The organism is Caulobacter sp. DMC95, from assembly GCF_056313785.1.
In genome coordinates, this window is the sequence record NZ_JBQUZP010000002.1 from 88146 (window position 1) to 115093 (window position 26948).

General features: G+C 67.0%; 20 protein-coding genes and 2 tRNA genes. 10 read left to right on the forward strand and 12 right to left on the reverse strand.

Going from position 1 to position 26948, the window contains the following annotated elements; genetic code table 11:
• Positions 1 to 142: 142 nt before the first annotated feature.
• Positions 143 to 229: transfer RNA gene (locus ACT53N_RS04310), tRNA-Leu, on the reverse strand.
• A gap of 154 nt (positions 230 to 383) precedes the next feature.
• Between ACT53N_RS04310 and ACT53N_RS04315 the strand changes: the two genes are divergently transcribed.
• The gene (locus tag ACT53N_RS04315; RefSeq protein WP_476063387.1) at positions 384 to 1343 is read left to right on the forward strand and encodes a complex I NDUFA9 subunit family protein; all 960 of its coding nucleotides are present in this window, start codon (positions 384 to 386) and stop codon (positions 1341 to 1343) included.
• Positions 1344 to 1429: 86 nt separating this feature from the next.
• Here the strand turns inward: ACT53N_RS04315 and ACT53N_RS04320 are convergent, their stop codons facing one another.
• The gene (locus ACT53N_RS04320; protein ID WP_476062746.1) at positions 1430 to 2230 is read right to left on the reverse strand and encodes an undecaprenyl-diphosphate phosphatase; all 801 of its coding nucleotides are present in this window, start codon (positions 2228 to 2230) and stop codon (positions 1430 to 1432) included.
• Between the two features lie 230 nt (positions 2231 to 2460).
• On the opposite strand from ACT53N_RS04320, the gene ACT53N_RS04325 reads away from it, so the two are divergent.
• Positions 2461 to 3906: an NAD(P)-dependent oxidoreductase gene (locus ACT53N_RS04325; RefSeq protein WP_476062747.1), complete on the forward strand. Its 1446-nt coding sequence runs from the start codon at positions 2461 to 2463 to the stop codon at positions 3904 to 3906.
• Between the two features lie 126 nt (positions 3907 to 4032).
• Positions 4033 to 8559, forward strand: a complete 4527-nt coding sequence (gene gltB / locus ACT53N_RS04330) for a glutamate synthase large subunit (RefSeq protein WP_476062748.1) — start codon at positions 4033 to 4035, stop codon at positions 8557 to 8559.
• A 62-nt stretch (positions 8560 to 8621) separates the two neighbouring features.
• Here the strand turns inward: gltB and ACT53N_RS04335 are convergent, their stop codons facing one another.
• A complete protein-coding gene (locus ACT53N_RS04335; RefSeq protein WP_476062749.1) occupies positions 8622 to 9059 on the reverse strand; it encodes a PaaI family thioesterase in 438 nt (145 codons plus the stop codon).
• Positions 9060 to 9149: 90 nt separating this feature from the next.
• Between ACT53N_RS04335 and ACT53N_RS04340 the strand changes: the two genes are divergently transcribed.
• From ACT53N_RS04340 to ACT53N_RS04350, 3 genes are all read left to right on the forward strand, one after another.
• Entirely contained in the window at positions 9150 to 9878 is a 729-nt protein-coding gene (locus ACT53N_RS04340; RefSeq protein WP_476062750.1) for a hypothetical protein, read from the forward strand.
• Positions 9879 to 9963: 85 nt separating this feature from the next.
• Positions 9964 to 11574: a cisplatin damage response ATP-dependent DNA ligase gene (locus ACT53N_RS04345; RefSeq protein ID WP_476062751.1), complete on the forward strand. Its 1611-nt coding sequence runs from the start codon at positions 9964 to 9966 to the stop codon at positions 11572 to 11574.
• A gap of 61 nt (positions 11575 to 11635) precedes the next feature.
• Positions 11636 to 13399 (forward strand): ATP-binding protein, encoded by a 1764-nt coding sequence (locus tag ACT53N_RS04350; RefSeq protein WP_476062752.1) that lies wholly within the window; start codon positions 11636 to 11638, stop codon positions 13397 to 13399.
• Here the strand turns inward: ACT53N_RS04350 and ACT53N_RS04355 are convergent, their stop codons facing one another.
• Positions 13400 to 14560 (reverse strand): DegT/DnrJ/EryC1/StrS family aminotransferase, encoded by a 1161-nt coding sequence (locus tag ACT53N_RS04355; protein ID WP_476062753.1) that lies wholly within the window; start codon positions 14558 to 14560, stop codon positions 13400 to 13402.
• Positions 14561 to 14697: 137 nt separating this feature from the next.
• Between ACT53N_RS04355 and ACT53N_RS04360 the strand changes: the two genes are divergently transcribed.
• Entirely contained in the window at positions 14698 to 15690 is a 993-nt protein-coding gene (locus ACT53N_RS04360) for a mechanosensitive ion channel family protein (protein ID WP_476062754.1), read from the forward strand.
• A gap of 3 nt (positions 15691 to 15693) precedes the next feature.
• On the opposite strand, the gene ACT53N_RS04365 is transcribed toward ACT53N_RS04360, so the two are convergent.
• The 4 genes from ACT53N_RS04365 to ACT53N_RS04380 form a co-directional block, all read right to left on the reverse strand.
• On the reverse strand, positions 15694 to 15939 hold the full coding sequence (locus ACT53N_RS04365; RefSeq protein WP_476062755.1) for a hypothetical protein: 246 nt from the start codon (positions 15937 to 15939) through the stop codon (positions 15694 to 15696).
• Positions 15940 to 16072: 133 nt separating this feature from the next.
• The gene (fsa, locus tag ACT53N_RS04370) at positions 16073 to 16726 is read right to left on the reverse strand and encodes a fructose-6-phosphate aldolase (RefSeq protein ID WP_010921441.1); all 654 of its coding nucleotides are present in this window, start codon (positions 16724 to 16726) and stop codon (positions 16073 to 16075) included.
• Positions 16727 to 16798: 72 nt separating this feature from the next.
• Positions 16799 to 17680, reverse strand: coding sequence for a dTDP-4-dehydrorhamnose reductase (gene rfbD / locus ACT53N_RS04375; RefSeq protein WP_476062756.1), 882 nt, complete (start codon positions 17678 to 17680; stop codon positions 16799 to 16801).
• Positions 17677 to 18222, reverse strand: coding sequence for a D-glycero-alpha-D-manno-heptose-1,7-bisphosphate 7-phosphatase (locus tag ACT53N_RS04380; protein WP_476062757.1), 546 nt, complete (start codon positions 18220 to 18222; stop codon positions 17677 to 17679). Before ACT53N_RS04380 ends, rfbD begins: the two co-directional genes overlap by 4 nt.
• Positions 18223 to 18320: 98 nt before the next feature.
• Here ACT53N_RS04380 and ACT53N_RS04385 point away from each other — a divergent pair, with 98 nt between their 5' ends.
• Positions 18321 to 19481, forward strand: a complete 1161-nt coding sequence (locus ACT53N_RS04385; protein WP_476062758.1) for an AGE family epimerase/isomerase — start codon at positions 18321 to 18323, stop codon at positions 19479 to 19481.
• Here the strand turns inward: ACT53N_RS04385 and ACT53N_RS04390 are convergent.
• Both ACT53N_RS04390 and ACT53N_RS04395 read right to left on the reverse strand, forming a co-directional pair.
• Positions 19465 to 20775, reverse strand: a complete 1311-nt coding sequence (locus ACT53N_RS04390; RefSeq protein ID WP_476062759.1) for a mannose-1-phosphate guanylyltransferase/mannose-6-phosphate isomerase — start codon at positions 20773 to 20775, stop codon at positions 19465 to 19467. The two genes, ACT53N_RS04385 and ACT53N_RS04390, sit on opposite strands and share 17 nt — an antisense overlap.
• A 95-nt stretch (positions 20776 to 20870) precedes the next feature.
• A complete protein-coding gene (locus ACT53N_RS04395; protein WP_476062760.1) occupies positions 20871 to 22907 on the reverse strand; it encodes an NAD(+) synthase in 2037 nt (678 codons plus the stop codon).
• Positions 22908 to 23105: 198 nt separating this feature from the next.
• Here ACT53N_RS04395 and tkt point away from each other — a divergent pair, with 198 nt between their 5' ends.
• Positions 23106 to 25067 (forward strand): transketolase, encoded by a 1962-nt coding sequence (tkt, locus tag ACT53N_RS04400; RefSeq protein WP_476062761.1) that lies wholly within the window; start codon positions 23106 to 23108, stop codon positions 25065 to 25067.
• A gap of 20 nt (positions 25068 to 25087) precedes the next feature.
• On the opposite strand, the gene ACT53N_RS04405 is transcribed toward tkt, so the two are convergent.
• Positions 25088 to 26275: a carbohydrate porin gene (locus tag ACT53N_RS04405; RefSeq protein WP_476062762.1), complete on the reverse strand. Its 1188-nt coding sequence runs from the start codon at positions 26273 to 26275 to the stop codon at positions 25088 to 25090.
• A gap of 176 nt (positions 26276 to 26451) precedes the next feature.
• Positions 26452 to 26527, reverse strand: a tRNA-Ala gene (locus ACT53N_RS04410).
• A gap of 105 nt (positions 26528 to 26632) precedes the next feature.
• On the opposite strand from ACT53N_RS04410, the gene ACT53N_RS04415 reads away from it, so the two are divergent.
• A complete protein-coding gene (locus ACT53N_RS04415) occupies positions 26633 to 26947 on the forward strand; it encodes a YggT family protein (protein WP_476062763.1) in 315 nt (104 codons plus the stop codon).
• Position 26948 lies beyond the last annotated feature (1 nt).

Below are 26948 nucleotides of genomic sequence, written 5' to 3' on the forward strand. Positions count from 1 at the left end.
CTCCGGCGAAGTCTCGGCGCATCGACGCGCCGAACCACGCGCTCGATGTAAGCGCGCGACACTTATACTCACGATGAACGGATTAGCTATCCGCCGAACCACCGGCGCCACCCCTGTGCTCCGCATCGAAGCCAGACAAGGGTGGTGCCCAGGAGAGGACTCGAACCTCCACGACCTTTCGGTCACTGGCACCTGAAGCCAGCGCGTCTACCAATTCCGCCACCTGGGCCCGCTGTCGCAACCGGTTAGGTCGCCGCGAGGCCGGGACGTTTAGGGAAAGCCTCCGGCCACGTCAACAGCGAAAAAACGACAAATCGTGATTTCGTTGCGAACCAGCGCGCGGTCGTCTAATTCCCGGCTCATCGCATGCACGAGGAATGATGATGCAAGGTCTGGTCACGGTGTTCGGCGGCTCCGGTTTCGTGGGCGGTCAAGTCGTGCGGGCGCTCGCCAAGGCGGGCCATCGCGTGCGGGTGGCCGTGCGCCAGCCCAACCTCGCCTACAAGATGCGCATGCTGGGCGACGTCGGCCAGATCGAGGTGGTCCAGGCCAATGTCCGCAACCCGAACTCCGTCGCCCGCGCGCTGGACGGCGCCGAAGCCTGCGTGAACCTGGTGGGCGTGCTCTTTGAGAGCGGTCGCCAGAAGTTCCTGTCGGTCCACGCCATGGGCGCGCGCAACGTCGCCGAAGCCGCCGCCAAGGCGGGCCTGAAGCATCTGGTCCATGTCAGCGCCATCGGCGCCGACGTCAACAGCCCCGCCAAGTACGCCCGCTCGAAGGGCGAGGGCGAGGCCGCCGTGCGCGAAGCCTTCCCGAGCGCCACCATCGTTCGCCCGTCGATCGTGTTCGGCCCCGAGGACGACTTCTTCAACCGCTTCGCCCAAATGGCGGCGCTGGCGCCCGCCCTGCCCCTGGTTGGCGGCGAGACGCGCTTCCAGCCGGTGTTCGTCGGCGACGTCGCGGCGGTGATCGCCAAGGCCGTCGCCAGCCCGGCTGCGGCGGGCGTGACCTACGAACTGGGCGGGCCGACCGTCTATACGATGCGTGAGATCCTCGAGCTGATCCTCGTAGAGACGGGTCGTAACCGTCCGCTGATCCCCCTGCCCTGGCCGGTGGCGTCGCTGATCGGTTCGCTGGGCGATCTCGTCGCGGGCGTCGTCCCGCCGCCGCTGACCAGCGATCAGGTCCAGATGCTCAAGAGCGACAATGTCGCCGAGCAGGGCCTGCCGGGCCTGGCTGAAGCCGGCGTGGTTCCGACCGCCGTCGAGGCGATCGTCCCGAGCTACCTCTATCGTTACCGCAAGGGCGGCCAGTACGCCGAGACGCCGGCTGGGGCGTTCTAGGAACCGCCGCCCAGCCTGACTCAGAAGACAAAAGGCCCTGACGCTCGCTGCGTCAGGGCCTTTCTTGTTCTATCCCGCCGGGCGTCTCAACGCGGGATATACAGCAGCGCCAAGCCGACGACGCCGACCGCGATCCGCCAATAGGCGAACGGCGCAAAGCCGTGGCGGGTGATGAAGTCCAGCACCGTCTTGACCACGAAGACGCCCGAGATCAGCGCGGCGACGAAGCCGATCCCGATCAGGCCCAGGTCGTTGGTGCTGAGCTTGTCGATGTTCTTGTAGAGGTCATAGGCGAAGGCCCCGGCCATGGTCGGCATGGCCAGGAAGAAGCTGAACTCCGCCGCCGAGCGCTTGTCGCACTTCAGCAGCAAGGCCCCCGCGATGGTCGCGCCCGAGCGCGAGACCCCCGGCACCAGCGCCAGGCACTGGAAGAGGCCAATGACGAAGGCGGTCTTGAGCGGATAGTCCGCGACGTCGGTGTAGCGCGGCTCCAGCTTCATGCGGTCCAGCGCCAGCAGGATGAAACCGCCGATGATCAGGGTCGAGCAGACCAAGGCGGGCGTCTCGTACAGCACCGTCTTGATGAAGTCGTGGGCGGCAACCCCGACCAGAACAGCGGGGCAGAAAGCCAGCAGGATCCCGATGACGAACCGCCGCGAGCCCGGGTCGGTCGGCAACGTTGTCAGCAGGCCCCACAACCGGCCGAAATAGACGCCGGTGATCGCCAGGATCGCGCCAAGCTGAATCAGGACCTGGAAGGTGTTGCCGGGGCTATGGAAGCCAAGGAAATGCCCGACCAGAAGGAGATGGCCAGTCGACGAGACCGGAATGAACTCGGTCAGGCCTTCGATCAGGCCGAGAATGAGAGCAATGAGCCAATCCGGCATGAGGGGTCCCCCGAGATGTCGACTGTGCGTGCGCCAAACATCGTAAAAACGACGTTAATCCACAAATTGGACCATTATAGCTGCAGCTTGCGACAGATTCTCAATGCGGGGCGCAAACTCAGGGATATTTCGGTCCTATAATTTGACCAACACATTCTTATTGCGCGAAAGAGTCCTTAAGAGCCCGCCTAGAGCAATTTTTCTCCCGAACCTGGGATGAGGGAAGTCGCATGGCCGAGCGCATGCTGAAATTCACGACGGTGGCCCGAAAGACGCCTGAAAAGCGCGCGGCTGCTGAGCGTTCGGGCGACTTCCACGAGATCTACGCCGACTTCATCGACGCCAAGGCCACCGAGCAGGCTTCACGCTGCTCGCAATGCGGCGTGCCGTTCTGCCAGACGCATTGCCCCCTGCATAACAACATCCCCGACTGGCTGCGGATGACGGCCGAGGGCCGCCTGGAAGAGGCCTACGCCCTCTCGCAGGCGACCAACTCCATGCCGGAGGTCTGCGGTCGAATTTGCCCGCAGGACCGCCTGTGCGAAGGCAACTGCGTGATCGAGCAGTCGGGCCACGGGACTGTGACCATCGGCTCGGTCGAGCGCTACCTGACCGACAAGGCCTGGGAGATGGGCTGGGTCAAGCCGCTGGTGGCCGGTCCGGCGCGCGGCCAATCCGTCGGCGTTATTGGCGCCGGCCCCGCCGGTCTGGCCGCCGCCGAGAAGCTGCGCGAAGCGGGCTACGATGTCACCGTCTATGATCGCCACGATCGCGCCGGCGGCCTGCTGATCTACGGCATCCCCGGGTTCAAGCTGGAGAAGGACGTCGTCGAGCGCCGCACCCAGCGCCTGGTCGACGGCGGCGTCGCGTTCAAGCTCGGCTTCGAGGTCGGCAAGGACGCCACGCTTGAAGAACTGCGCGCCCAACATGACGCGGTGCTGATCGCTGTCGGCGTCTACGCCGCGCGCGACCTGACCGTTCCGGGCGGCGGCAGCAAGGGCGTGGTTCCCGCCCTCGACTATCTGATCACCTCCAACCGCCTGTCGCTGGGCGACAGCGTCCCGGCCTTCGACTCCGGCGAACTGAACGCCGAAGGCAAGGACGTGGTCGTGGTCGGCGGCGGCGACACCGCCATGGACTGCGTGCGCACGGCCATCCGCCAGGGCGCCAAGTCGGTCACCTGCCTCTATCGCCGCGACAAGGCCAACATGCCCGGCTCGATGCGTGAAGTGGCCAACGCCGAGGAAGAGGGCGTGACCTTCGAGTGGCTGGCCGCCCCGCGCGCCCTGTCCGGCGAGGCCGAGGCCGTCACCGGCGTGCGCGCCATCCGCATGCGCCTCGGCGCCCCCGACGCCTCGGGCCGCCAGAGCCCCGAGGAAATTCCCGGCGGCGACTTCGACCGTCCGGCCCAGCTGGTCGTGAAGGCGCTCGGCTTCGAGCCCGAGAACCTGCCCGAGCAGTGGTCGGCGCCGGACCTGAAGGTCACCCGCTGGGGCACCGTGAAAGCCGATGTCCGCAACCAGATGACCAATCTCGACGGCGTGTTCGCCGCCGGCGACATCGTGCGCGGCGCCTCGCTGGTGGTCTGGGCGATCAAGGACGGCCGCGACGCCGCCGACGCGATCCACCGCTACCTGCAGGCCAAGGCGTCCTCGACGCTGATCGCCGCCGAATAGCCCTGCGACCAAGTTCCTCGCCCTTCGACAGGCTCAGGATGAGGAACTTGGACTGAGCTTCAGTAGTCCTCATCCTGAGCCTGTCGAAGGACGGGGACGGACCAAGAACCTTCTTCGGAGGCCACCATGGCCCAGAACATCGACCTCTATCTGAAGAACCGCCAGGCGCTGATCGACGGCCACGCCTATGACCCGTCGACAGAGCGCGACGCCTGCGGCGTGGGTCTGGTATGCGCCATTGATGGCCAGCCGCGCCGCGAAGTGGTCGAACTGGCGATCAAGGCCCTGAAGGCCCTTTGGCACCGAGGCGCGGTCGACGCCGACGGCAAGACCGGCGACGGCGCCGGCGTGCTGGTCAGCGTCCCGCAGGACTTCTTCGTCGATCAGGTGCGCCGCACCGGCCACGCCCTGCGCCAGGGCCCGATCGCCGTCGGCCAAGTCTTCCTGCCGCGCACCGACCTGGGCGCCCAGGAGACCTGCCGCACGATCGTCGAGGCCGAGGCCCTGCGTTTTGGGTTCTACATCTATGGCTGGCGGCAGGTGCCGGTCGACACCTCGGTGATCGGCGAGAAGGCCAACGCCACCCGTCCCGAGATCGAGCAGATCATGCTGGCCGGCCCCGCCGGCCTAGAGGGCGAGGCGCTTGAGCGCGCGCTGTTCCTGTGCCGCAAGCGCATTGAAAAGCGCGTCCACGCTCAGAACATCAGCGACTTCTATATCTGCTCGCTGTCAGCCAAGTCGCTGATCTACAAGGGCATGTTCCTCGCCGAGGCGATCGACGAGTTCTACCCCGACCTGAAGGACGAACGCTTCACGGCCGCCGTCGCGATCTTCCACCAGCGCTATTCGACCAACACCTTCCCGCAGTGGCGCCTGGCCCAGCCCTTCCGGATGCTCGCCCACAACGGCGAGATCAACACGATCAAGGGCAACATCAACTGGATGAAGTCCCACGAGATCAAGATGGCCGCCCAGGCCTTCGGCGAGTTCGGGGACGACGTGAAGCCCGTGATCCAGCCGGGCGGTTCGGACAGCGCCAACCTCGACAACACCTTCGAGGTGCTGGTGCGCGCCGGCCGCGACGCGCCGATGGCCAAGGCCCTGCTGGTGCCGGAAGCCGCCAACCCGAAGATGAAGGACGCCCACAAGGCGCTCTACTCCTACTGCAACGCCGTGATGGAGCCGTGGGACGGTCCGGCGGCCCTGTGCGCCACCGACGGCCGCTGGGTCGTGGCTGGCAAGGACCGCTCGGGGCTGCGCCCGCTTCGCGTCGCCTACACCGACGATGGCCTGGTGATCATGGGCTCGGAAGCGGGCATGTGCGGCGTCGAGGAGGCGCGCATCACCCGCAAGCTGGCCATCTCGCCGGGCCGGATGATCGCCATCGACCTGGCCGAGGGCCGTCTCTATGGCGAAGAAGAGATCATCGACGAACTGGCCACCCGCCACCCCTACACCGAGTGGCTAGGCAACATGGTCGATCTGGAAAAGGAGATCGGCCCCGGTCCCGAGCCGCGCAAGTTCGGCCGCGAGGAACTGACCCGCCGCCAGGCCGCCGCCGGCTACAGCCTGGAAGACCTGGAAATGATCCTTGCCCCGATGGTCGAGGAGGGCAAGGAAGCCGTCGGCTCGATGGGCGACGACACGCCGCTGGCGGTGCTGTCGGAAAAGTATCGTCCGCTCAGCCACTACTTCCGCCAGAACTTCAGCCAGGTCACCAACCCGCCGATCGACCCCCTGCGGGAGACCGGCGTCATGAGCCTGAAGACCCGCTTCAAGAACCTCGGAAACATCCTGGCCCAGGACGCGGCACAGGCCGATGTCTACGTGCTGGAAAGCCCAGTGCTGACCACCGGCATGTACGAGCGCATTCACGGGCTGCTGGGCGAGAAGAACGTCGCGGTCATCGACTGCACCATGCCCCTGCCCGCCCAGGAAGCCCGGGCCGGCGACGCCCTGCGCGCCAATCTCGACCGGATCCGCGCCGAGGCCGAGGACGCCGTCCTGCGCGGCTGCGGCGCCATCGTCCTGACCGACGAGGCCAGCGACGCCGAGCGTGTGGCGCTGCCGATGATCCTGGCCACCGGCGGCGTGCACGCCCACTTGGTGGCCAAGGGGCTGCGCTCCTACGTCTCGATCATCGTCCGGTCGGCCGAGTGCCTGGATACGCACTATTTTGCGGTGCTGGTCGGCGTGGGAGCCACGGCGGTCAACGCCTATCTGGCGCAGGAAAGCTTCCAGGACCGCCTGGAGCGGGGCCTGGTCGGCGACAAGACGCTGCGGGACGTCTGCATCAACTTCAAGACCGCCATCGAGGGCGGGCTGCTGAAGATCATCTCCAAGATGGGCATCAGCGTCATCTCCTCGTACCGCGGCGGCTACAACTTCGAGGCCGTCGGCCTGTCGCGCGCCATGGCGGCTGAGTTCTTCCCCGGCATGCCCTCGCGCATCTCAGGGATCGGCCTCGCCGGTATCGAGAGCAAGACGGTCGAGTTGCATCGCAAGGCCTGGGGCACGGCGGCGGTCACCCTGCCGGTCGGCGGTCGCTACAAGGCGCGCCGCTCGGGCGAGGCCCACGCCTTCGAAGCCCGCCTGATGCACACCCTGCAGACGGCTTGCGACACCGGCGACTACGAGCTCTATCGCCGCTGGTCCAACGGCCTGCGCACCCAGAAGCCGATCCAGCTGCGCGACCTTCTCGACTGGCGCTCGGACCGCAACCCGATCTCGACCGACGACGTCGAAAGCGTCAACGAGATCCGCAAGCGCTTCGTCACGCCCGGCATGAGCCTGGGGGCCCTGAGCCCTGAGGCCCACGGCGCCCTGAACATCGCCATGAACCGCATCGGCGCCCGCTCGGTCTCGGGCGAGGGCGGCGAAGACAGCGCGCGCTACAAGCCCCTGCCCAACGGCGACAACCCCAACAGCGCCATCAAGCAGGTGGCCTCGGGGCGCTTTGGCGTCACGGCCGAGTACCTGAACCAGTGCGTCGAACTGGAGATCAAGGTCGCCCAGGGCGCCAAGCCCGGCGAGGGCGGGCAACTGCCCGGCTTCAAGGTCACCGAGATGATCGCCCGTCTGCGTCACTCGACGCCCGGCGTGATGCTGATCAGCCCGCCGCCGCACCACGACATCTACTCGATCGAGGACCTGGCGCAGCTCATCTATGACCTGAAGCAGATCAACCCGATCGCCCGGGTCACGGTGAAGCTGGTGGCCGCCACCGGCATCGGCGCGATCGCGGCCGGCGTGGCCAAGGCCAAGGCCGACGTGATCCTGGTCGCCGGCGGCGTCGGCGGCACGGGCGCCTCGCCCCAGACCTCGGTGAAGTACGCCGGCGGTCCGTGGGAGATGGGCCTGTCGGAAGCCAACCAGGTGCTGACGCTGAACAACCTGCGTCACTCCGTGGTCCTGCGGACCGACGGCGGCATGCGCACGGGTCGCGACATCGTCATCGCCGCGATGCTGGGCGCCGAGGAGTTCGGCATCGGCACCGCCTCGCTGGTGGCGATGGGCTGCATCATGGTGCGCCAGTGCCACTCCAACACCTGCCCGGTGGGCGTCTGCACCCAGGACGAGGCCCTGCGCGCCAAGTTCACCGGCACGCCGGACAAGGTCATCAACCTCTTCACCTTCATCGCCGAAGAGGTGCGCGAAATCCTGGCGGGCCTGGGCTTCAAGAGCCTGCAGGAGATCGTCGGGCGCACCGACCTGTTGGCCCAGGTCAGCCGCGGCGGCGAGCACCTGGACGACCTCGACCTCAACCCGCTGCTGGTCCGCGCCGATCCAGGCTCGAACAAGCCCTACTGCACGGTCGAGGGCCGCAACGCGGTGCCGGACACGCTGGACGCCCAGATCGTGCGCGACGCCGCCCCGCTGCTGGAACGCGGCGAGAAGATGCAGCTGACCTACACGGTCCGCAGTACGGCCCGCACCATCGGCACGCGCACGTCGAGCCACATCGTCCGCAAGTTCGGCATGAAGGGCCTGCCCTCGGGCCACCTGACGGTGCAACTCAAGGGCTCGGCCGGTCAAAGCCTGGGCGCCTTCGCCGTCCAGGGCCTGCGGATCGAACTGACCGGCGAGGCCAACGACTATGTCGGCAAGGGCCTGTCGGGCGCGACGATCGTGATCAAGCCGGCGCGGGGTCTCGCCGCCCCCGAAACCAACACCCTGATCGGCAACACCGTGCTGTTCGGCGCCACCTCGGGCCGGCTGTTCGCGGCCGGTCAGGCCGGCGAGCGCTTCGCCGTCCGCAACTCGGGCGCCGTGACGGTGGTCGAGGGCTGCGGCGCCAACGGCTGCGAATACATGACCGGCGGCCAGGTGGTGATCCTGGGCCCGACGGGGAACAACTTCGGCGCGGGCATGACAGGCGGCATGGCCTTCGTGCTCGACCAGCACGACCGGTTCCAGGACAACATCAATCCGGACAGCATCGTGGTGCAGCGCCTGGCCTCGCCCTATTGGGAAGGCGTGCTGCGCTCGCTGATCGCCGAGCACGCGCGGGAGACCGACTCGGTCTTCGCCGCCACCCTGCTGCGCGACTGGGACCGCGTCCGCGACCAGTTCTGGCAGGTGTGCCCGAAGGAGATGGTCAATCGCCTGCCCCAGCCGCTCGCGGCCGAGGAGGCGGTTCACGAGCGCGCCTAGGTTTCAGGAACCGGACGACGACGATCGCCGCCAGGGCCCCGGGCCTTGGCGGCGATTTTCGTTCAGGCGGCGACCTTGGCCGCGCGCACTTTGAAACTGGCCCGCGCTCGCGCCACTGGGACGCCGTCGGCGCGCACCGTGGCCTCGGCGAAACAGATTGAGCGGCCCAGCTTGATGAAGTCGGTGTCGAACTCCAGCCACTGCCCCAGGCGCGCCGAGCCCAGGTAGTCGAGCATCAGCGACACGGTCACCAGCCCGTCCACCGGCACGCCGGTCCGCGCCAGGTTCATTCCGAGCGACAGACCCATCGCATTGTCGGCCATGGCCGCCAGGAACCCGCCGTGCGGCATGTGGCGCGAGTTGCAATGCGGCTCACGCACCCAGGTCGCCAAGACCAGCCGATCCTCGGCGGGGCGGGCGTAGAGCGGCTCCCATGGATCGGTGATCGGACTTTTGCGCGCGTGCGGGCTGAAGCCCGCCGGCAGAACCACGTCGTTCATGCTCGCCCCGCAGGATTTCAAACAACTGTTTTAATCTAGCAGCAGATGCGGGCTTGCGCGAGCGCTTATCAACCTGCGCTATGTGGCGACATGGCCCGCCCACGAGATCGACAGAAGCTGGAAGCCGACAAGGTCGTCGAGACGCTCGACAACCTCTACGCTCGCGTGTCCGAACGCTTTCCCGCCTCAGGGCTGGCGACGGTCTGCGGGCGGCTGACCGACACCGCGCGCCAGACCGCCGCGCGCGCCCGCCGCATCGGCCGCCCGTATCTGCTCCTCCGCGCCCTGGTGGTGCTGATCATCGTCGGCGGCGTCGCGCTGGAGTTCGCCCTGGCCTGGCGTCTCGACTGGAGCGCGGTCTTGCGCGCCCGGGAAGGCTTCGACCTCGCCCAAGGCCTGGAGGCAGCCATCAATCTGGCTCTGCTGTCGGGGGCGGCGGCCTGGTTCCTCAGCTCGCTCGAACGCCGCTGGAAGCAGCAGCGCGTACAGGTGGCTCTGCACGAACTGCGCTCGTTCTGCCACGTCATCGACATGCATCAGCTGACCAAGGACCCGTCGGTGATCCTGGGTCCCCGCACCCGCCATTCGCCGCCCCGCGAGATGAGCAATTTCCAGCTGTCGCGCTATCTGGACTATTGCGCCGAGATGCTGGCCCTGACGGCCAAGCTGGCGGCGCTCTACGCCGGCGAGACCGACGACCCGGTGATCATCGCCGCCGTCAACGACATCGAGACCCTGGCCTCGGACCTGGGGCGAAAGATCTGGCAGAAGATCATGATCCTGGGCCAGTTGAACGAAGCCGTCGCCGCGCAGGCCTGATCGCGCGGAGGTTGGCGCTTGATCCGGGGCCATTTGATCGGTCTGATCAACTGCTGACGATCGCAAGGACTTTGCTACGCGTTCCATGTCCATGCGCGCCTTCGCCCACCTGCTCGATCGACTGTCGCTGACCAGCTCGCGCAACGCCAAGCTGGTGCTGATCCAGGATCATCTCCGGCAAACGCCTGATCCCGACCGGGGCTACGCGCTCGCGGCCCTGACGGGGGCGCTGTCCTTCAACGCCGCCAAGCCGGCCTTCATCCGCAAGGCCGTCGAGGCGCGGATGGATCCGCAGCTGTTCGCCTGGTCGTACGACTTCGTCGGCGATCTGGCGGAGACGGTGTCGCTGGTGTGGCCAGCGCGGCCGGGCGCGAACCGACCGCCGGAGCTTTCCGAGGTCATCGACGCCCTGCATTCGGCCTCACGGGCCGAAGTCCAGAAGCTGATCGAGACCTGGTTGGACGCCCTGGACCCTGACGGACGCTGGGCGCTGCTGAAACTGATGACCGGCGGCCTGCGGGTCGGTGTCTCGTCGCGACTGGCCAAACAAGCCTGCGCCAATCTCGGCGGCGTCGACATCGGCGAGATCGAGGAGATCTGGCACGCGATGGAACCGCCCTATGGCGACCTCTTCGCCTGGCTGGAAGGGCGCTCCGAGCGGCCTTCGCCCGACGCGCCCGGCCGTTTTCGACCCGTCATGCTGGCCCAGCCCATCGACGAGGACACCGACTTCCCCAAGCTGGCCCCCGCCGACTATGTCGCCGAGTGGAAGTGGGACGGCATCCGCGTCCAGGCCGTCGCCGAGCGCGGTGAGCGGCGGCTCTATACCCGCACCGGCGATGATATCTCGGCCACGTTTCCGGATGTTGTGGCGGCGTTGGACTTCGAAGGCGCCATCGACGGCGAACTGTTGGTGATCCGCGACGGCGCCCTGGCCTCATTCGGCGATCTGCAGCAGCGGCTGAACCGCAAGACCGTTGACGCCAAGCAGCTCGCGAACTTCCCCGCCGGAATCCGGGCCTACGATCTGCTGATGGACGGCGAGGCCGACCTTCGCGCCCTGCCCTTCGCCGAGCGCCGCGCGCGCCTGGAAGCGTTCGTCGGCCGGCTGGCGAGCCCGCGGATTGACCTTTCCCCGCTGCAGCCTTTCGACACCTGGGAAACGCTCGCCGCCCTGCGCCGCGACCCGCCTGAGGGCGATGCACGGTTGTCCGAAGGCCTGATGCTCAAGCGCCGCGACAGCGTCTATGAACCCGGTCGTCCCAAGGGGCCCTGGTTCAAGTGGAAGCGCGACCCTCGGCTGATCGACGCGGTGCTGATGTACGCCCAGCGGGGACACGGCAAGCGATCGAGCTTCTATTCCGACTACACCTTCGGCGTATGGCGCGAGGACGATGAGGGGCGGCGCGCCCTCACGCCGGTCGGTAAGGCCTATTTTGGCTTCACCGACGAGGAGCTGAAGCAGATCGACAAGTTCGTTCGCGACAACACGATCGAACGCTTCGGGCCCGTCCGCTCCGTCCGCGCCGACCTGGACTTTGGCCTGGTGTTCGAGGTCGCCTTTGAGGGCCTTCAGCGGTCTACTCGCCACAAGTCGGGCGTCGCCATGCGCTTCCCGCGCATCAACCGCATCCGCTGGGACAAGCCGGCGCGCGAGGCCGACGAACTCAAAACGTTGGAAGCCATGCTGGACTAGGGTTTCTACGTTTACCTCGCGTTTGCCATAGGCCCCTACGCAAGGTTGCGAGGAGTGTCCCATGTCTCCCTTCCTGACATCGCTCTTGCCGCATCTTCGCGGCAACGCGGCCGAGCGCTATCGACAGGTCTATTCGCGCGCCGGCTTGACCGTCCTGCTGAGCTGGGCGCTCGACTTGATTGGGCGAAGGGACCTGATCCCGCTGTGGCTGTCCGCCAGCCTGTCGGTGCAGTTGCTGGAGTTCATCGCGGTGCGCCCCTTCGCAAGGGGACAGCTCCCGACCCGACACCTCAGCGCGCACATCGTGCTGATGCTGGTCGCCATGGTGGCCATGGCGGCGGTCCACGCGGGCGGCGTGCTCATCTTCTGGCAAAGCGGACAGCCGCCGTTGATGGCGCTGGCGCTGATGGTGCTGGTCGGCGGCATCCTGAACAACGTCGCCTCGGGGGTGGACAGCCGCCCGCTGTTTTATCTGGGCGCCACACCCTACGGCCTGAGCCTGCTCGCCATGCCCGTTCTGGCGTGGGGACAAGCCCGCGAACAGGTGACCATCCTGGCCCTGACGGTCGGCTTCTTCATCCTGGCCGTGCACACCATCTGGGGCCGAATGCACGCGGATCGCCGCGCCCTGGTCGCCGCGCGGGAGGAAGCCGACCGCCGCCGGATCGAAACCGAAGAAGCCCTGTCGGACCGCACCGCCATGGCCGCCATCGTCAGCCACGAGCTCCGCACGCCGCTGTCCGCCATTCTCGCCGGCGCGCACCTGATCCGCGCGGGGACCGCCCCCGCCCAGACCCGCGCTACGGCGGAACTGATCGTCGACGCCGGCCAGCTGATGACCGGCCTCCTGACCGACATGCTCGACCAGGCCAAGATCGAGGCGCGAGCGATGAGCCTGGAAGAGCGCGACTTTGATCTGCTGGGCGCTGTCCGTGACGCCGGCCGCTTCTGGAGCGCCAACGCACGCGCCAAGGGCCTCACCCTGGTCGAGCCGCCAAAGGACCAGGGGCCGGTGTGGGTGCGAGGGGATCCCTTCCGCCTGCGCCAGATCCTCAACAACCTTCTCTCCAACGCGATGAAGTTCACCGACGAGGGCGCTATCGCGTTGCGCGTCGCCGTCGCGCCGCTCGGCGAGGATCGGATGACCGTGGAGATCGAGGTTCAGGACAACGGCCCCGGTATCGCCGAGGACGCCATGAACCGCCTCTTCACGCCCTACGCCCAGGCCTCTCAGGAGACGGCGCGCACCTATGGCGGCACCGGTCTTGGGCTGACGGTCAGCCGCCAGCTCGCGCGCCTGATGGGGGGCGAGCTGGATGCGCGCCCCGGAACGCCGCGCGGCGCGGTTTTCTGCCTGCGCCTGGAAATGCCGCTCGGCGAGGCGCAGGACACTGTGCGCGCGTCACAGCCCTCCGCCGCCGCGCCGAACCTGACCGCGTTGAACATCCTGGCCGTGGACGATCATGAGGTGAACCGCCGGACCTTGGCGCTCGTCCTGGAGCCACTGGGGGTAAGCCTGACGACCGCGCCCGATGGTCTGGAGGCGCTGAAGGCGCTGGAAGCCAAGGCCTTCGACGTCGTGCTGATGGATGTCAACATGCCCGGTCTCGACGGCCGCGAGGCCACTCGCCGCCTGCGCGCCGGCAAGGGACTGAACCACGACACCCCCGTGATCGGCTTCAGCGCGGGCGTCGCCGATCACGAGGTCGAGGCTTGTCATGAAGCCGGCATGACAGACTGGATCGCCAAGCCGCTCGATATCCGCGCGCTCTACGCCGCGCTGGGCCGCGCCCGGAACCGCGCAGGCGCGCGCGCCGACGCCTGATCAGCCGCTGAAGGCGCGCACCGCGTCGATGATCTTCTGCTGGTCGTCCGCGCTCAGATAGGGATGCATCGGCAGGGCCAGCACCGTCTCGGCCTTGGCCTCGGTGACCGGAAGGCCGCCCGCGCCGCGCGGGAAATGCGCATACGGGGCCTGCACGTGCATGGGCACCGGGTAATAGACCGCCGTCGGGATCCCGTGCGCGCGTAGATGCGCCGCCAGGCCGTCACGATTCGCGTGCTCGATCACGTACTGGGCCCAGACCGAAACGCCGCCGTCGATGACGGCCGGGGTCGACAGCACAGCGCCCTTCAAGCCCTCGGCGTAGCGATCAGCCACGACCTGCCGCAGCGCGATCTCCTCGGCGAAGATCGCCAGCTTCTCGATCAGGATCGCCGCCTGGATCGTGTCGAGGCGCGAGTTCATGCCGATCCGCGTGTTCAGGTACTTCGGATCGTGGTCGAAGGTCTTCCCCGCCAGGTCCGGACCCACCGCCTTGCCGTGGACGCGGTAGCTGTCCATCAGGTCCCAGAGCACCGGGTCGTTGGTCAGCACCGCGCCGCCGTCGCCGTAGCAGCCCAGCGGCTTGGCCGGGAAGAAGCTGGTGGTGGCCACATCGGCCCAATGCAGGGGATGCTGGCCGTTCAGGGTGCAGCCAAAGCCCTGGGCGCTGTCGGCGATCAGCTTCAGGCCCTCGCGGTCGCAGATGGCCTTGATGGCTGGATAGTCGGCCGGCTGGCCGAACAGATCGACGGCGATCACCACCTTGGGCGTCAGCTTACCTTCAGCCTTAACCCCGGCGATGGCGGCCTCCAGCTTGGCGGGGTCGAGGTTGTAGGTGTCGGGCAGCACGTCGACGAACACCGGCGTCGCATCGACCCACGGCACGACTTCCGGCGTCGCGGCGAAGGTGAAGGACGGACAGAACACCGCATCGCCGTCGCCGACCCCCCAGGCCATCAGCGGCAAGGCGATGGCGTCGGTGCCGTTGGCGCAGGACAGGGCCAGCTTGGCCTCGCCGAACGCGGCCAGCTTGGCCTCGAACTCGCGCACCTGCGGGCCCATGACGTAGGCCCCGCTGTCCAGCACGGCGGCGATGGCCGTGTCGATCTTGTCGCGGATTCGGCGCTGCTGCGCGCCGAGGTCGATGAAGGGCATGCTCATGGGCGGCGCTCTTAGTCAGGCTTCGTGACGATTTCGAGCCAATTGATGTAACCGACTGTTTCCCGACCGAGGCAAGCGGAACCTTGGGAGCTTCGCCTCGTTGACCTTGATGCGCGGGGGCGCCTATCGAGACTTCCATGAAGACAAAGCCCAGCATCATCCCGGCGGACGCCGCTCTGCCGTCGCTCGCCAACGTCAGAGCCGACGAGACCATGCTCGGCCACTTCCTCGACTGGCTGGGCAAGCTGGCGGTCAATCTCGTGGTCGCCGCCCTGATCCTTGCGGTCACGTTCTGGGCCGCGGGTTGGGCCGCGCGGTTTATGCGCCGCACCCTGACCCGCGTCCACAGGAGCAATCCTGATCCGACGCTGGAGAGCTTTGCGGCGTCGCTGGCGCGCTATGCGATCGTCGCCGTGGGCCTTGTCGCCGTCCTTCAACAACTGGGCGTGCAGACTACCTCGATCATCGCGGTGCTGGGCGCGGCCTCGCTGGCGATCGGCCTTGCGCTGCAGGGCGCTCTCTCGAACGTCGCGGCCGGCGTCATGATCCTGCTGTTCCGCCCCTACCGGGTCGGCGATGTCATCGAGACCGCGACGCGCCAGGGCACGGTCAAGTCGCTGGACCTGCTGTTCACCGAGATCGCCACGCCCGACAACGTCAAGGTGATGATCCCCAACAGCAAGGTGTTCGGGGACGTGATCCTGAACTATTCGACCCACCGCAACCGCCGGGTCGACGTGCTGTTCAAGGTTCCGCTGAAGACCGATCTGGTGGTGGTGCTCAAGCGGCTGCGCGAGCGGGCCGAGAACGACGCCCGTATCCGCCAGGACCCCGCTCCGATGATCGAGGTCACGGATCTGTCCGAAGCTTACGCCCAGGCGGCGATACGCGTCTGGACGGCCGCTCCGGACTTTGGACCGGTGAAGACCGACCTGATGCTGTCGGCCCACCTGCTGGCCGAAGACCCAATGCGGACCGACCTTCCACCGCCCCGCCCTTCGAAGGCGATTGACCCTTCGCCCACGATGCCGGGCGAAGGCGAGCACCATCACCTGCTGGCTCTGATCAAGCCGCGTCGTAAGCGCAAGGCCAGCGCCGCGTCGACGGCGCCGACGGAGAAGGAAAAATAGGAGTCAGGCGCTTCCTGCGGTCCCGCGCTGCCTGAGCCATTCAGTGGCGAACTTGTCGCTGAGCGTGACGTCCTCGAAGACCACGCGACGCAGATGACCAAGACGCTCGGGAGCGTCGTGCACGATCACGAACGGAAAGCCGTTGGCCGAAAGGAAGCCCTGAAGAAAACGCGAAAAGCGGTCTGCCTCTTCGGGGCCGGTCAGGCGGACTTCGGTCTCGGCCTTCGTCGAAGCCAGATGGGGAACCATGCGCTTGGCCCTCTGTGGACGGACCAAACTTAACGCGCGAGATCGCAGCTGCGAACCAGCTTCGCTCCTGCGAAATAAACTTTGATCAGAAATTCGCCCCCCGAGCGAACTGCGCTCGGGAGGCGGGAGGTCCTTACAGGATCGACTGGCCCGTCGAAGCCCAGTCCTTCAGGAACTGCTCGAGACCCTTGTCGGTCAGCGGGTGCTTGTAGAGATCGCTGAACACCGCCGGCGGGATGGTGACCACGTCGGCGCCGACGATGGCGGCTTCCTTGACGTGGGCGGCGTTGCGCACCGACGCGGCGAGGATTTCGGTCTCGTAGCCATAGTTGTCGTATATCGCGCGGATGTCGCGGATCAGGTCCATGCCGTCGAAGCCATAGTCGTCCAGACGGCCGATGAACGGCGAGATGTAGGTCGCGCCGGCCTTGGCGGCCAGCAGCGCCTGGGTCGGCGAGAAGCACAGGGTGACGTTGGTCTTGATCTCTTCGTCTGCGAAGGCGGCGCAGGCGATCAGGCCATCACGGGTCAGCGGGATCTTCACGACGACGTTCGGCGCGATCTTGGCCAGCTTCTGGCCTTCGGCGATCATGGCGTCGGCCGTGGTGGCGGCCACTTCAGCGCTGATCGGGCCCGGGACGATGTCGCAGATCTCGGCGATCACCTCGAGCATCGGCCGGCCCGACTTGGCGATCAGGGTCGGGTTGGTGGTCACGCCGTCGATCAGGCCGGTCGAGGCCAGATCCGCGATGACCTTGGTGTCGGTGCTGTCGAGGAAGATCTGCATGGGTCTCTTGCGCTGTATTTTATGGGGAAGTTAGGCGCCGGTTTATCGCGGGCGCGACGCATGCGCCAGCGATTAGCCGGCGAGGTCCGCCGCGACCAGTCGGTCAGCGGTGCGCTCGACCGCCGGCCGCCAGGGTTCGGGTGAGAAACCAAACACTGCCTTTAGCTTGGCGGTGTCGAGCGGCGAGCGGGGCGGCCGGGGCGCGGGTTCCGCGAACGCCGCCTGGGTGGTGGGCTCCAGCCTGGCCTTGGCCAGCGGATCACGGTCGATCGCGGCCTTCGCAAAGTCGAAGCGGCTGGTCTCGCCTGCATTGGCGAAATGAAACAGGCCGAACACAGGATCGTCCGCCGACGCCGTCGCCCAGCGCGGCGCGGTGGCGACAAGGAAATCGGCCAGCGCCTCCCCGTCGGTCGGCGTGCCGAACTGGTCAGCCACCACTTTCAGAATCTCGCGCTCACGCGCCAGCTTGAGCATGAAGCTCACATAGTTGCGGCCATAGCGCGAGAAGACCCAGGATATGCGCAGCACGACGGTCTTTGGGTGGACAAGGACAGCTTGCTCACCGGCCAGCTTGGAACGGCCATAGACGTTGATCGGCTCGGCGCGATCGGTCTCGACATAGGCGCGGTCGGTTTGGCCGTCGAATACGGCGTCGGTCGACAGGTGCACGAACGGCAGCCCTAGCTCGGCGCAAGCCTCGGCCATCGCCGCCGGCGCGTGGGCGTTCACCGCGAAAGCCGTCTCTGGCGCGGCCTCGGCCGGATCGACATGGGTGAAGGCGGCGGAATTGACGACGAGATCGCAATCCGTCGCCCGAACTAACGCCCGGATGTTCTCGGGGTCGGCCAGGTCGCAGTCCGCTCGCGACAGGGCGATGATCTCCGCCCGCCCGCGCGCCGCCGCCTGCATAGCGCTTGCGACTTGGCCGGTGCGGCCAAACTGCAGGATCTTCATTTCAGCGCCGGAACCCGGTCACCCAGCACAGAGCTGACGAACCCGCGAAGGTCGCCGCCTTCGAAGAGATATCCGGGCATCCCCGCGCGGCGGCCGGCTTCGACATCGATATCCCGGTCGCCGATGATCACCGCCTCCTCCGCGCGCAGGTCCCATTCCGCCAGACCCCGCAGGATCATGCCGGGGTTGGGCTTTCGGTCGGGATGGTCGGCCACGCGATAGGCCTCTACAGCGGCCGTCTCGTGGAAGGGACAATGGTAGAAGGCGTCGATCCGGCCGCCGACCTCGGCCAGTTGCGCCTGCATCGCGGCGTGGAAGCGATCCAGCGCCGTCTCGTCGAAGTAGCCGCGACCAATGCCAGATTGATTGGTGACCACCAGCACCTTCAGCCCCGCCTGCGTCATCGCCGCCACCGCGTCGCGGGCGCCCTCGATCCAGTCCAGCTTGGCCGGGTCGTGGACATAGCCGTGATCGATGTTGAGCACGCCGTCGCGATCCAGGAACACGGCCTTCAAGGGCGGGAGAGCAGGCGGACTGGTCATGGCCCGAGCACTAACCCGGTCCTGGCGGAATCGCCAAGCCGCCGTCTTGGCCATGTCACGCAACCTCGACTAGAAGGGTGACGGTACTGGAGTCCCTTATGACCAACGCCTTCACCGACGCCGTCCGCCTGCGCGACCGCTTGAAGACCTGGGCGGTCGAGGCGGCCTATCCGATCTGGTGGGAGGTCGGCGCTGATCATGTGAAGGGCGGCTTCTTCGAGAAGATCGATCTCGAAGGCCACGCCGTCGAGGGGCCTCGTCGGGGACGGGTCTTGCCGCGCCAGATCTACGCCTACGCCATCGCCGGCGACCTAGGCTGGAGCGGTCCCTGGAGAACGGCCGTCGAGCATGGCCTGGCCTTCTATCTAAAGGCCTACCGCCGGCCCGATGGCCAGTTCCGAACCCTGGTGGGCCCCAACGGCGAGAGCCTGGACGACACCGCCGATCTTTATGACCAGGCCTTCGCGATCTTCGCCCTGGCGGCGGTGGCCAGGGCGCTCCCAGAGCGCGCCGAGGACGCGCGAGCGGCGGCCTTGGTGGTACGCGATCGCTTGATGGCCGAACGCAAGCATCCCGTCGCGGGCTTCCACCAGACGAACCCGCCTTCTGAGCCTCTGCAGTCGAACCCGCACATGCACCTGTTCGAAGCCATGCTGGCCTGGAACGAGATCGACGATGATCCGGCCTGGCGCGCCCTGGCCGACGAGATCGCCGAGCTGGCGCTCTCCCGGTTCATTCACACGCCGAGCGGCCAGATCCGCGAGTTCTTCGACCTCGACTGGAACCCCGCCCCCGGCGTCTCGGGTCGCATCTGTGAGCCGGGGCACCAGTTCGAGTGGGGCTGGCTGCTGCTGCGTTGGGGCAAGCTGGCGGGGCGCCCCGAAGCCACAACCGCGGCCTTGCGGATGATCGACGACGCCGAAGCGCGCGGCGTGGACCTTTCGCGCGGCGTGGCGATCAACGCCCTGCTCGATGACTTCTCGACGCACGACAATGGCGCGCGCCTTTGGCCCCAGACCGAGCGGATCAAGGCGGCGGTGCTGGCGGCGGAGATTACCGGCGAAGCGCGCTATTGGGACATGGCCGCCGCCGGCGCGGAGGGCCTGATGACCTATCTGCGCACGCCGGTTCCCGGCCTTTGGCGCGACAAGTACCAGCCCGACGAAACCTTCGTCGACGAACCCGCCCCCGCCAGCTCCTTCTACCACATCGCCCTGGCGATCCTTGAAATGGACCGGGTGATCAGCGCGGCTTCGTGACCAGCAGGGTCGCCGCGCCGATCGCTCGGGCCAGGACCTCGGCGTCGAGGGCGATGATCGCGCCCGCCGAATAGACGTCGCCGTCCATCTCGATGACGCCCTCGAGAAGCTGAACGGTGGACGGCGGCAAGGCCATGGACTCGCCGGCCGGAGCGCGACGAAGCTCGACGTCAAAGCCGTCGGTCGAGACAAGCGTTTCGGTTCCGTTCGGCGAAGCGCTCTTGCGCGAGGCGATCGAACGGCCCTTAGCCTTCAGACCATCCACGAGCGTCTTTACGGCCTGGCTGTCTTTGCGATGGCACACCAGCACCGCGTCCGGCTCGGCGACGACGACGATGTCATTGACCCCGATCACGCCGACATAGGGCCCCGTCGAGCGCACCAGCACATTGGACGATCCGTGCAAGTCGACATCGCCCGCCTGGGCGTTGCCGTCACCGTCACGGGTCGAGGCCTCCCAGATCGCGTCCCAGGCCCCCAGGTCGGACCAGGCGAACGCGGCGGGGGCGACGGCGGCCTTCTGGGTGCGCTCCATCACCGCGTAGTCGAGCGAAATCTTCTTGGCCTGGGCGAAGGCGTCACGATCCAGGCGGCCGATGCCGGCCTCCAGCTCCAGGCCGGCGACGCACGCCTTGGCGGCGGCCGCGACGGTCGGCTCGAAGGCCTCGAATTCGCCCAACAGGGTGGCCGCCTGGAAGGCGAAGTTACCACTGTTCCAGAGATAGCCTTCCAGCAGATAGCGCTCGGCGGTGGCCTGGTCGGGCTTTTCGACGAAGGCCGCGACCTCGCGCACTGAACCCTCCAGCAACGGCGCGCCAGGACGGATATATCCAAAACCGGTCGCCGGGACCGTCGGTTGGACGCCGAAGGTGACGATATAGCCGTGCTCGGCGGCCTGGGCGGCGGTGAGTGCGGCCTGTTGGAAAATCTCGGGCTGGGCGATGTGGTGGTCGGCGGCGAGCATCAGGACCACACCCGCCGGATCCTGGGCCTCGACATAGGCGGCGGCGGCGGCCACGGCGGGCGCGCTGTCACGGGCTTCGGGCTCGACCAGGATCGTCGCCCAGGCCCCGATCTCGGCGGTTTGTTCCGCCACGAACTGGACCATCGCCTCCCCGGTGACCACGACCACCTCGGCGACGCCGGGGATATCCTTCACCCGCAATACCGTTTCCTGGAACGAGGAAAGGTCGCCCACCAACTTCAAGAATTGCTTGGGCTGGTCGCTGCGCGACGCAGGCCAAAGACGGGTGCCGGAGCCCCCGCACAAAATCACTGGATAGATCGCGGCCAAGTCTTGTCCCCACACGACTGAAGTCTTCGCCCCCTTATGGGGTGCCGTTGCGACGACGGCTTAAAGCCAAACTCGACGGTAACGAAGAGTTTTCCTCAGATCGCCACGTTGGCGTGCAGTTCCGCCAGCCAAGTCTCTGCCGTCGCATCCGACGGCATGCGCCAGTCGCCGCGCGGCGACAGAGCGCCGCCCGAGGAAATCTTGGGCCCGTTCGGCACGGCCGAGCGCTTGAACTGGTTGGCGAAGAACCGCTTCAGGAAGAGCTCCAGCCAGCGCTTGATCTCCGGCAGATCGTAGCTGCGCCGCGCCGTGTCGGGCAGCCCGACGGGCCAACCGCCCCTATTGGCGTCATGCCAGGCGCTCCAGGCCAGGAAAGCGATCTTGGACGGCGCCATCCCATAGCGGGTCATGTAGTAGAGATTGAAGTCCTGCAGGGCGTAGGGACCCACAAAGCTCTCGGTCGCCTGCACCGCCTCGCCTGGCACCAGCTCCGGCGAGATCTCGGTCGCCAGGATGTCTTCCAGCAGCGCGGCGGTCTCGGCGCTGACATCGCCCGAATGCGCCACGAAGCGGATCAGGTGCTGGATCAGGGTCTTGGGCGCGCCGCAGTTGGGATTGTAGTGGCTCATATGGTCGCCGACGCCATAGGTGCACCAGCCCAGCGCCAGCTCCGACAGATCGCCGGTGCCGACGACCAAGGCGGCGTTGTGATTGGCCAGTCGGAACAGATAGTCGGTGCGAAGGCCGGCCTGGACGTTCTCGAAGGTCACGTCAAAGACGGCCTCGCCGTGTCCAAACGGGTGATCCAGGTCCTTCAGCATCTGGGTCGCGGCGGGCCGGATGTCGAGCTCGGCGGCGGTGACGCCCATCGCCTGCATCAAGGCCCAGGCGTTGGCCTTGGTCCGATCCGAGGTCGCAAAGCCCGGCAGGGTGTAGGCCAGGATGTTGGTGCGCGGCAGGGCCAGCTGATCCATGGCCTTGGCGGCGACCAACAGGGCCTGGGTCGAGTCGAGGCCGCCCGAAATCCCGATCACCAGCTTCTTCAAGCCCGAGGCCTCGAGCCGGCGCGCCAGACCCTGAACCTGGATGTTGTAGGCCTCATAGCAGTTCTCGCGCAGCTTGGCGGGATCCGAGGGCGTGAACGGGAACCGCTCAATCGGTCGCGCCAGCGCCAGATCGCCGGCCGGCGCGGCGAACGAGAAGGGGACAATCCGGAACGGTGTCCTGGCCGGTGACAAGGCCATCGCGTCGCCGAAGCTGCCCACGCGCATCCGCTCCTGCCGGATGCGCTGGACGTCGACATCGGCGAAGGTCCAGGCCGGTCCGGTCGAGAAGCGCGGCGTTTCGGCGAGAAGCGCGCCCATCTCATGGATATCGACATGGCCGTCCCAGGCGAGATCCGTCGAGCTCTCGCCGGCCCCGGCCGCCGAATAGACATAGGCCGCGATCATCCGCGACGACTGGCTGGCGCACAGCAAGCGCCGCGTCTCGGACTTGCCGATGGTGATATTGCTGGCCGACAGGTTCAGCAGAATCTCGGCGCCGGCCAGGGCTTGGGCGGTGCTGGGCGGGGTCGGGGTCCAGACGTCCTCGCAGATCTCGACGCCCACCGTGAACGGGGCGACGCCTTCGCCGTGAAACAGGATGTCGGTCCCGAAGGGAGCCGACTGCCCCGCCAGGGTCAGGGTCTTGGCGACGACGCCCGCGCCCGGCGTGAACCAGCGCCGCTCGTAGAACTCGCGATAGTTGGGCAGGAAGCTCTTGGGGACCACGCCCAGAACCTTGCCGCCCTGGATGATGACGGCGGTGTTGTAGAGGCGGCCTGCGTCTCGCAAGGGGGCGCCGACCACAATCATCGCCGCCAACCCGGCGCTCGCCTCCGCCAGGGTCGCGATCGCGGCCTCGACGGCGTCCAGCAACGCCTCCTGCTGCAGCAGGTCGTCAATGGTGTAGCCGGTCAGGCCCAGTTCGGGGAAAACGATCACTGCGACGCCCGCCGCATCGGCCTCGCGCGCCAGGGCCAGGATACTTTGAGCATTGGCGGCCGGATCCGCCAGTTTCACCTTGGGGACGGCGGTCGCCACCCGAACGAAGCCGTGGCGATAGGGCGAGAAGAACGACGGACTACCCAAGGGATCGACCTTTCCGGGTTATGCTTAAACTGAGCATAAGTCTGCGGCCAGCTATAACGCTCCGGAACCATGTTGCATAGCGCCCACGGACGGCGTCCAGCGCCGCTTTCAAGACGGCGCGCGGGTTGACCCTCAAGGGTTCCCATGCGAGTGCGCCCCTCGCGCAGCCCCGCAAAACATATAAAGACGGAAGCCCCCATGCCCGTTTCGCCCATCAAGATGGCCGACGCGATCCGCGTCCTTTCCATGGACGCCGTGCACAAGGCCAAGTCCGGCCACCAAGGCATGCCGATGGGCATGGCCGACGTGGCGACGGTTCTGTGGGGCAAGTTCCTGAAGTTCGACGCCTCCAAGCCCGACTGGGCCGACCGCGACCGTTTCGTGCTTTCGGCCGGCCACGGCTCGATGCTGCTCTATTCTCTGCTACATCTGACCGGCTTCAAGGCCGTGACGATGAAGGAGATCGAGAACTTCCGTCAGTGGGGCTCACTGACCCCCGGCCACCCGGAAGTTCATCACACGCCGGGCGTGGAGACCACCACCGGCCCGCTGGGCCAGGGCCTAGCCACCGCCGTCGGCATGGCCATGGCCGAGGCGCACCTGGCCGCCCGCTATGGCTCTGACCTCGTCGACCACCGCACCTGGGTCATCGCCGGCGACGGCTGCCTGATGGAAGGCGTCAGCCACGAAGCGATCAGCATCGCCGGCCGCCTGAAGCTCTCGAAGCTGACGGTGCTGTTCGACGACAACAACACCACCATCGACGGCGAAGCCACCATCGCCGAGACCGGTGACCAGGTCGCGCGCTTCAAGGCCGCCGGCTGGGCCGTGAAGGTCGTCGACGGCCACGACCACGGCAAGATCGCCGCCGCCCTGCGCTGGGCCACCAAGCAGGACCGCCCGACCATGATCGCGTGCAAGACGCTGATCTCGAAGGGCGCTGGCCCCAAAGAAGGCGACCCCCACAGCCACGGCTACACCCTGTTCGACAACGAGATCGCCGCCTCGCGCGTGGCCATGGGCTGGGACGCCGCGCCGTTCACCGTGCCGGACGACATCGCCAAGGCCTGGAAGAGCGTCGGCCGTCGCGGCGCCAAGGTCCGCAAGGCCTGGGAGGCTAAGCTGGCCGCCTCTGCCAAGGGCGCCGACTTCACCCGCGCCATGAAGGGCGAGCTGCCGGCCAACGCTTTTGAGGCGCTGGACGCCCACATCGCCAAGGCGCTGGAAGCCAAGCCGGTCAACGCCACCCGCGTTCACTCCGGCTCGGCCCTGGATCACCTGATCCCAGCCATCCCCGAGATGATCGGCGGCTCGGCCGACCTGACCGGCTCGAACAACACCCTGGTCAAGGGCATGGGCGCGTTCGACGCTCCCGGCTATGAGGGCCGCTACGTCCACTATGGCGTGCGCGAGTTCGGCATGGCCGCGGCCATGAACGGCATGGCGCTACATGGCGGGATCATCCCCTATTCCGGGACCTTCCTGGCCTTCGCCGACTACAGCCGCGCCGCGATCCGCCTGGGCGCCCTGATGGAAGCCCGCGTCATCCACGTGATGACCCACGACTCCATCGGCCTGGGCGAAGACGGCCCCACCCACCAGCCGGTCGAGCACGTGGCGTCCTTGCGCGCCATTCCCAACCTGCTGGTCTTCCGTCCGGCCGACGCGGTGGAAGCCGCCGAATGCTGGAAGGCGGCGCTGCAACACAAGCGCACGCCCTCGGTGATGACCCTGTCGCGCCAGAAGACCCCTCACGTTCGCATCCAAGGCGGCGATCTGTCGGCCAAGGGCGCCTATGAGCTGCTGGCCGCTGAGGGCGGCGAGGCGCAGGTGACGATCTTCGCCTCAGGCACTGAGGTCGGCGTCGCCGTCGCCGCGCGCGACATCCTGCAGGCCCAGGGCAAGCCGACCCGCGTCGTCTCCACGCCCTGCTGGGAGCTGTTCGACAAGCAGGACGCCGCCTACCAGGCCGCCGTCATCGGCAAGACCCCGGTCCGCGTCGCTGTCGAAGCCGGCATCCGGATGGGCTGGGAGCGCTTCATCGGCGAAAACGGCAAGTTCGTCGGCATGAAGAGCTTCGGCGCCTCGGCCCCGTTCGAGCGCCTCTACAAGGAGTTCGGCATCACCGCCGAAGCCGTGGCCGAAGCGGCGAGCGCCTGAGGTTCCGCGCGGGGTGGGGTCTAGAACGCCACCCCGAAGCGCACGATGAAGACCAGGACGTCCTTCACGGTGCGGTCAGCTCCGGGATTTCGCACATATTGCAGGTCCGGCTGGATGGTCACTGGCCCGATCCGGTCGGAATAGGTGACCTCGATCGCGCTTTCGGCGCGCTCGAGCGGTCGCCCCGCATCCCAGGCGTTGTCACGATACTTGCGGGACAGGAACGCCTGGTTGAGGCCGAGCGAGAACGCGCTGTCGGGCCGCGCCTCAAAAACCCTTTCGACGAGCACCCCCGCCTGCCACCCGCCCCTGAAGGCGGTGGTGTCGCCATCGGATACGCCAACACGCGCGAAGGCGGTCGTCTTGCGGAGCGAATCGTCGTCGCCGTTGAGCGTACGCTCCAGCAGCACGTAGGCGCCCTGCGCGGTAGACCGGTCCGGATCTCCGGAAGGGCCCAGGGCCCTTACATCATCCTGTTGATCGCTATAGCGCCAGGCTCCAAGGGCCACCTTGCCACGCCCCTGCCAACCCGCTTCGGCGATCATCAGGACGCCATGGTCGAAGGAGGTGCTCACGCCACCGGGATCACCCAGCACGCCCGCGTCAGCGTTCACGACAGCCGCTTGGGCAAAGAGGTGTTCAGTTGGCGTCCAGCGGAACCGCACCGCCAGGGCGGTGGAGGGAAAGATCGAGGGGCCGTTCGGCCCCGTAGCGGCAAGTTCCGAGCCGATGCCGAAGGCGGGAGCAAGGAGCAAGCCCGCGCTTTCGTTGGCGTAGAACTCGCTGTTGAGATCGTAGAGGCCGGCGCGGACCGACCCCCTGTCGCCAAAGCCCTGCTCAATCCAGGCCTCGAACAGGCGCAAGCGGTGACGCGAGACCTCAATGTTGTCCACGCCCTGCAAGCTGCCGACGTCGTCGTTCGGCGTCGCGCCGCTGTTGTTCAACAACTGGACATGGGCGATCGCGCCCTTCCAGCCGATAGCCCGGTCCAGGTCGGCGTCAGCGAAGATCTGCAGATTGTCCAGAAGGCGACCGCGCTTGGCGAGCCCGCCGCTCAGCGTCGCTGCGACATCAGCCTTGTAGGCGAGGCTGAGCTGGATCGCCGGATCGCCCTCGGCGGCGGCCGCGCTGCCCGTCAGGACGGCGCCGGCTAAACCCAAGCAAGCCACCAGCCCACTTAAGCCCCGTTTCGTCTTGGCCTGACGCATCTACGCCCCCCGGCGATTGATCGAAGCCCGCCGATCTTGCGGACGAGAGGGCGCCGTTCGGTAAATCTGGGCTGTGGCGCGTCGTCGCAGGGTCAACGCGACGATAGGCAAGAAAATGCGAAACCGACCCCGAGCCGGGGCCTGATCGAACATTTAAACTGACTTTGGAAGGTCCTTGGTGGAGCCGAGGGGAATCGAACCCCTGACCTCCTCATTGCGAACGAGGCGCTCTACCATCTGAGCTACGGCCCCAAGGAGCGGCGGAGATACGGCCCCAAAGCGCGCTCGTCAAGCGGCTCCTTGCTTGCCAGCGCGCGCGTAGCGCGGCAAGAAGCGGAAAGTTCGGACGGGAAACCCATGACCGCCATCATTCAATTCGTTTTCTTCATCCTGGGCGGCCTGCTCAGCCTTCTCTGGTGGGCGATCGTGATCTCCGCGATCCTGAGCTGGCTCGTGGCGTTCGACGTCATCAATCGTCGCAACACCGCCGTGTACCAGGTGCTGGATTTCTTGGATCGCGTCACCGGGCCGGTGCTGCGCCCCTTCCAGCGCATGATTCCGTCGCTGGGCGGCGTCGACATCAGCCCGATCATCGTGCTGCTGATCATATCGGGCGTGCAGAACTACTTGCTGCCGGCGCTGCGCGGCACGCTGATCGGCATCCTCGGCTGAT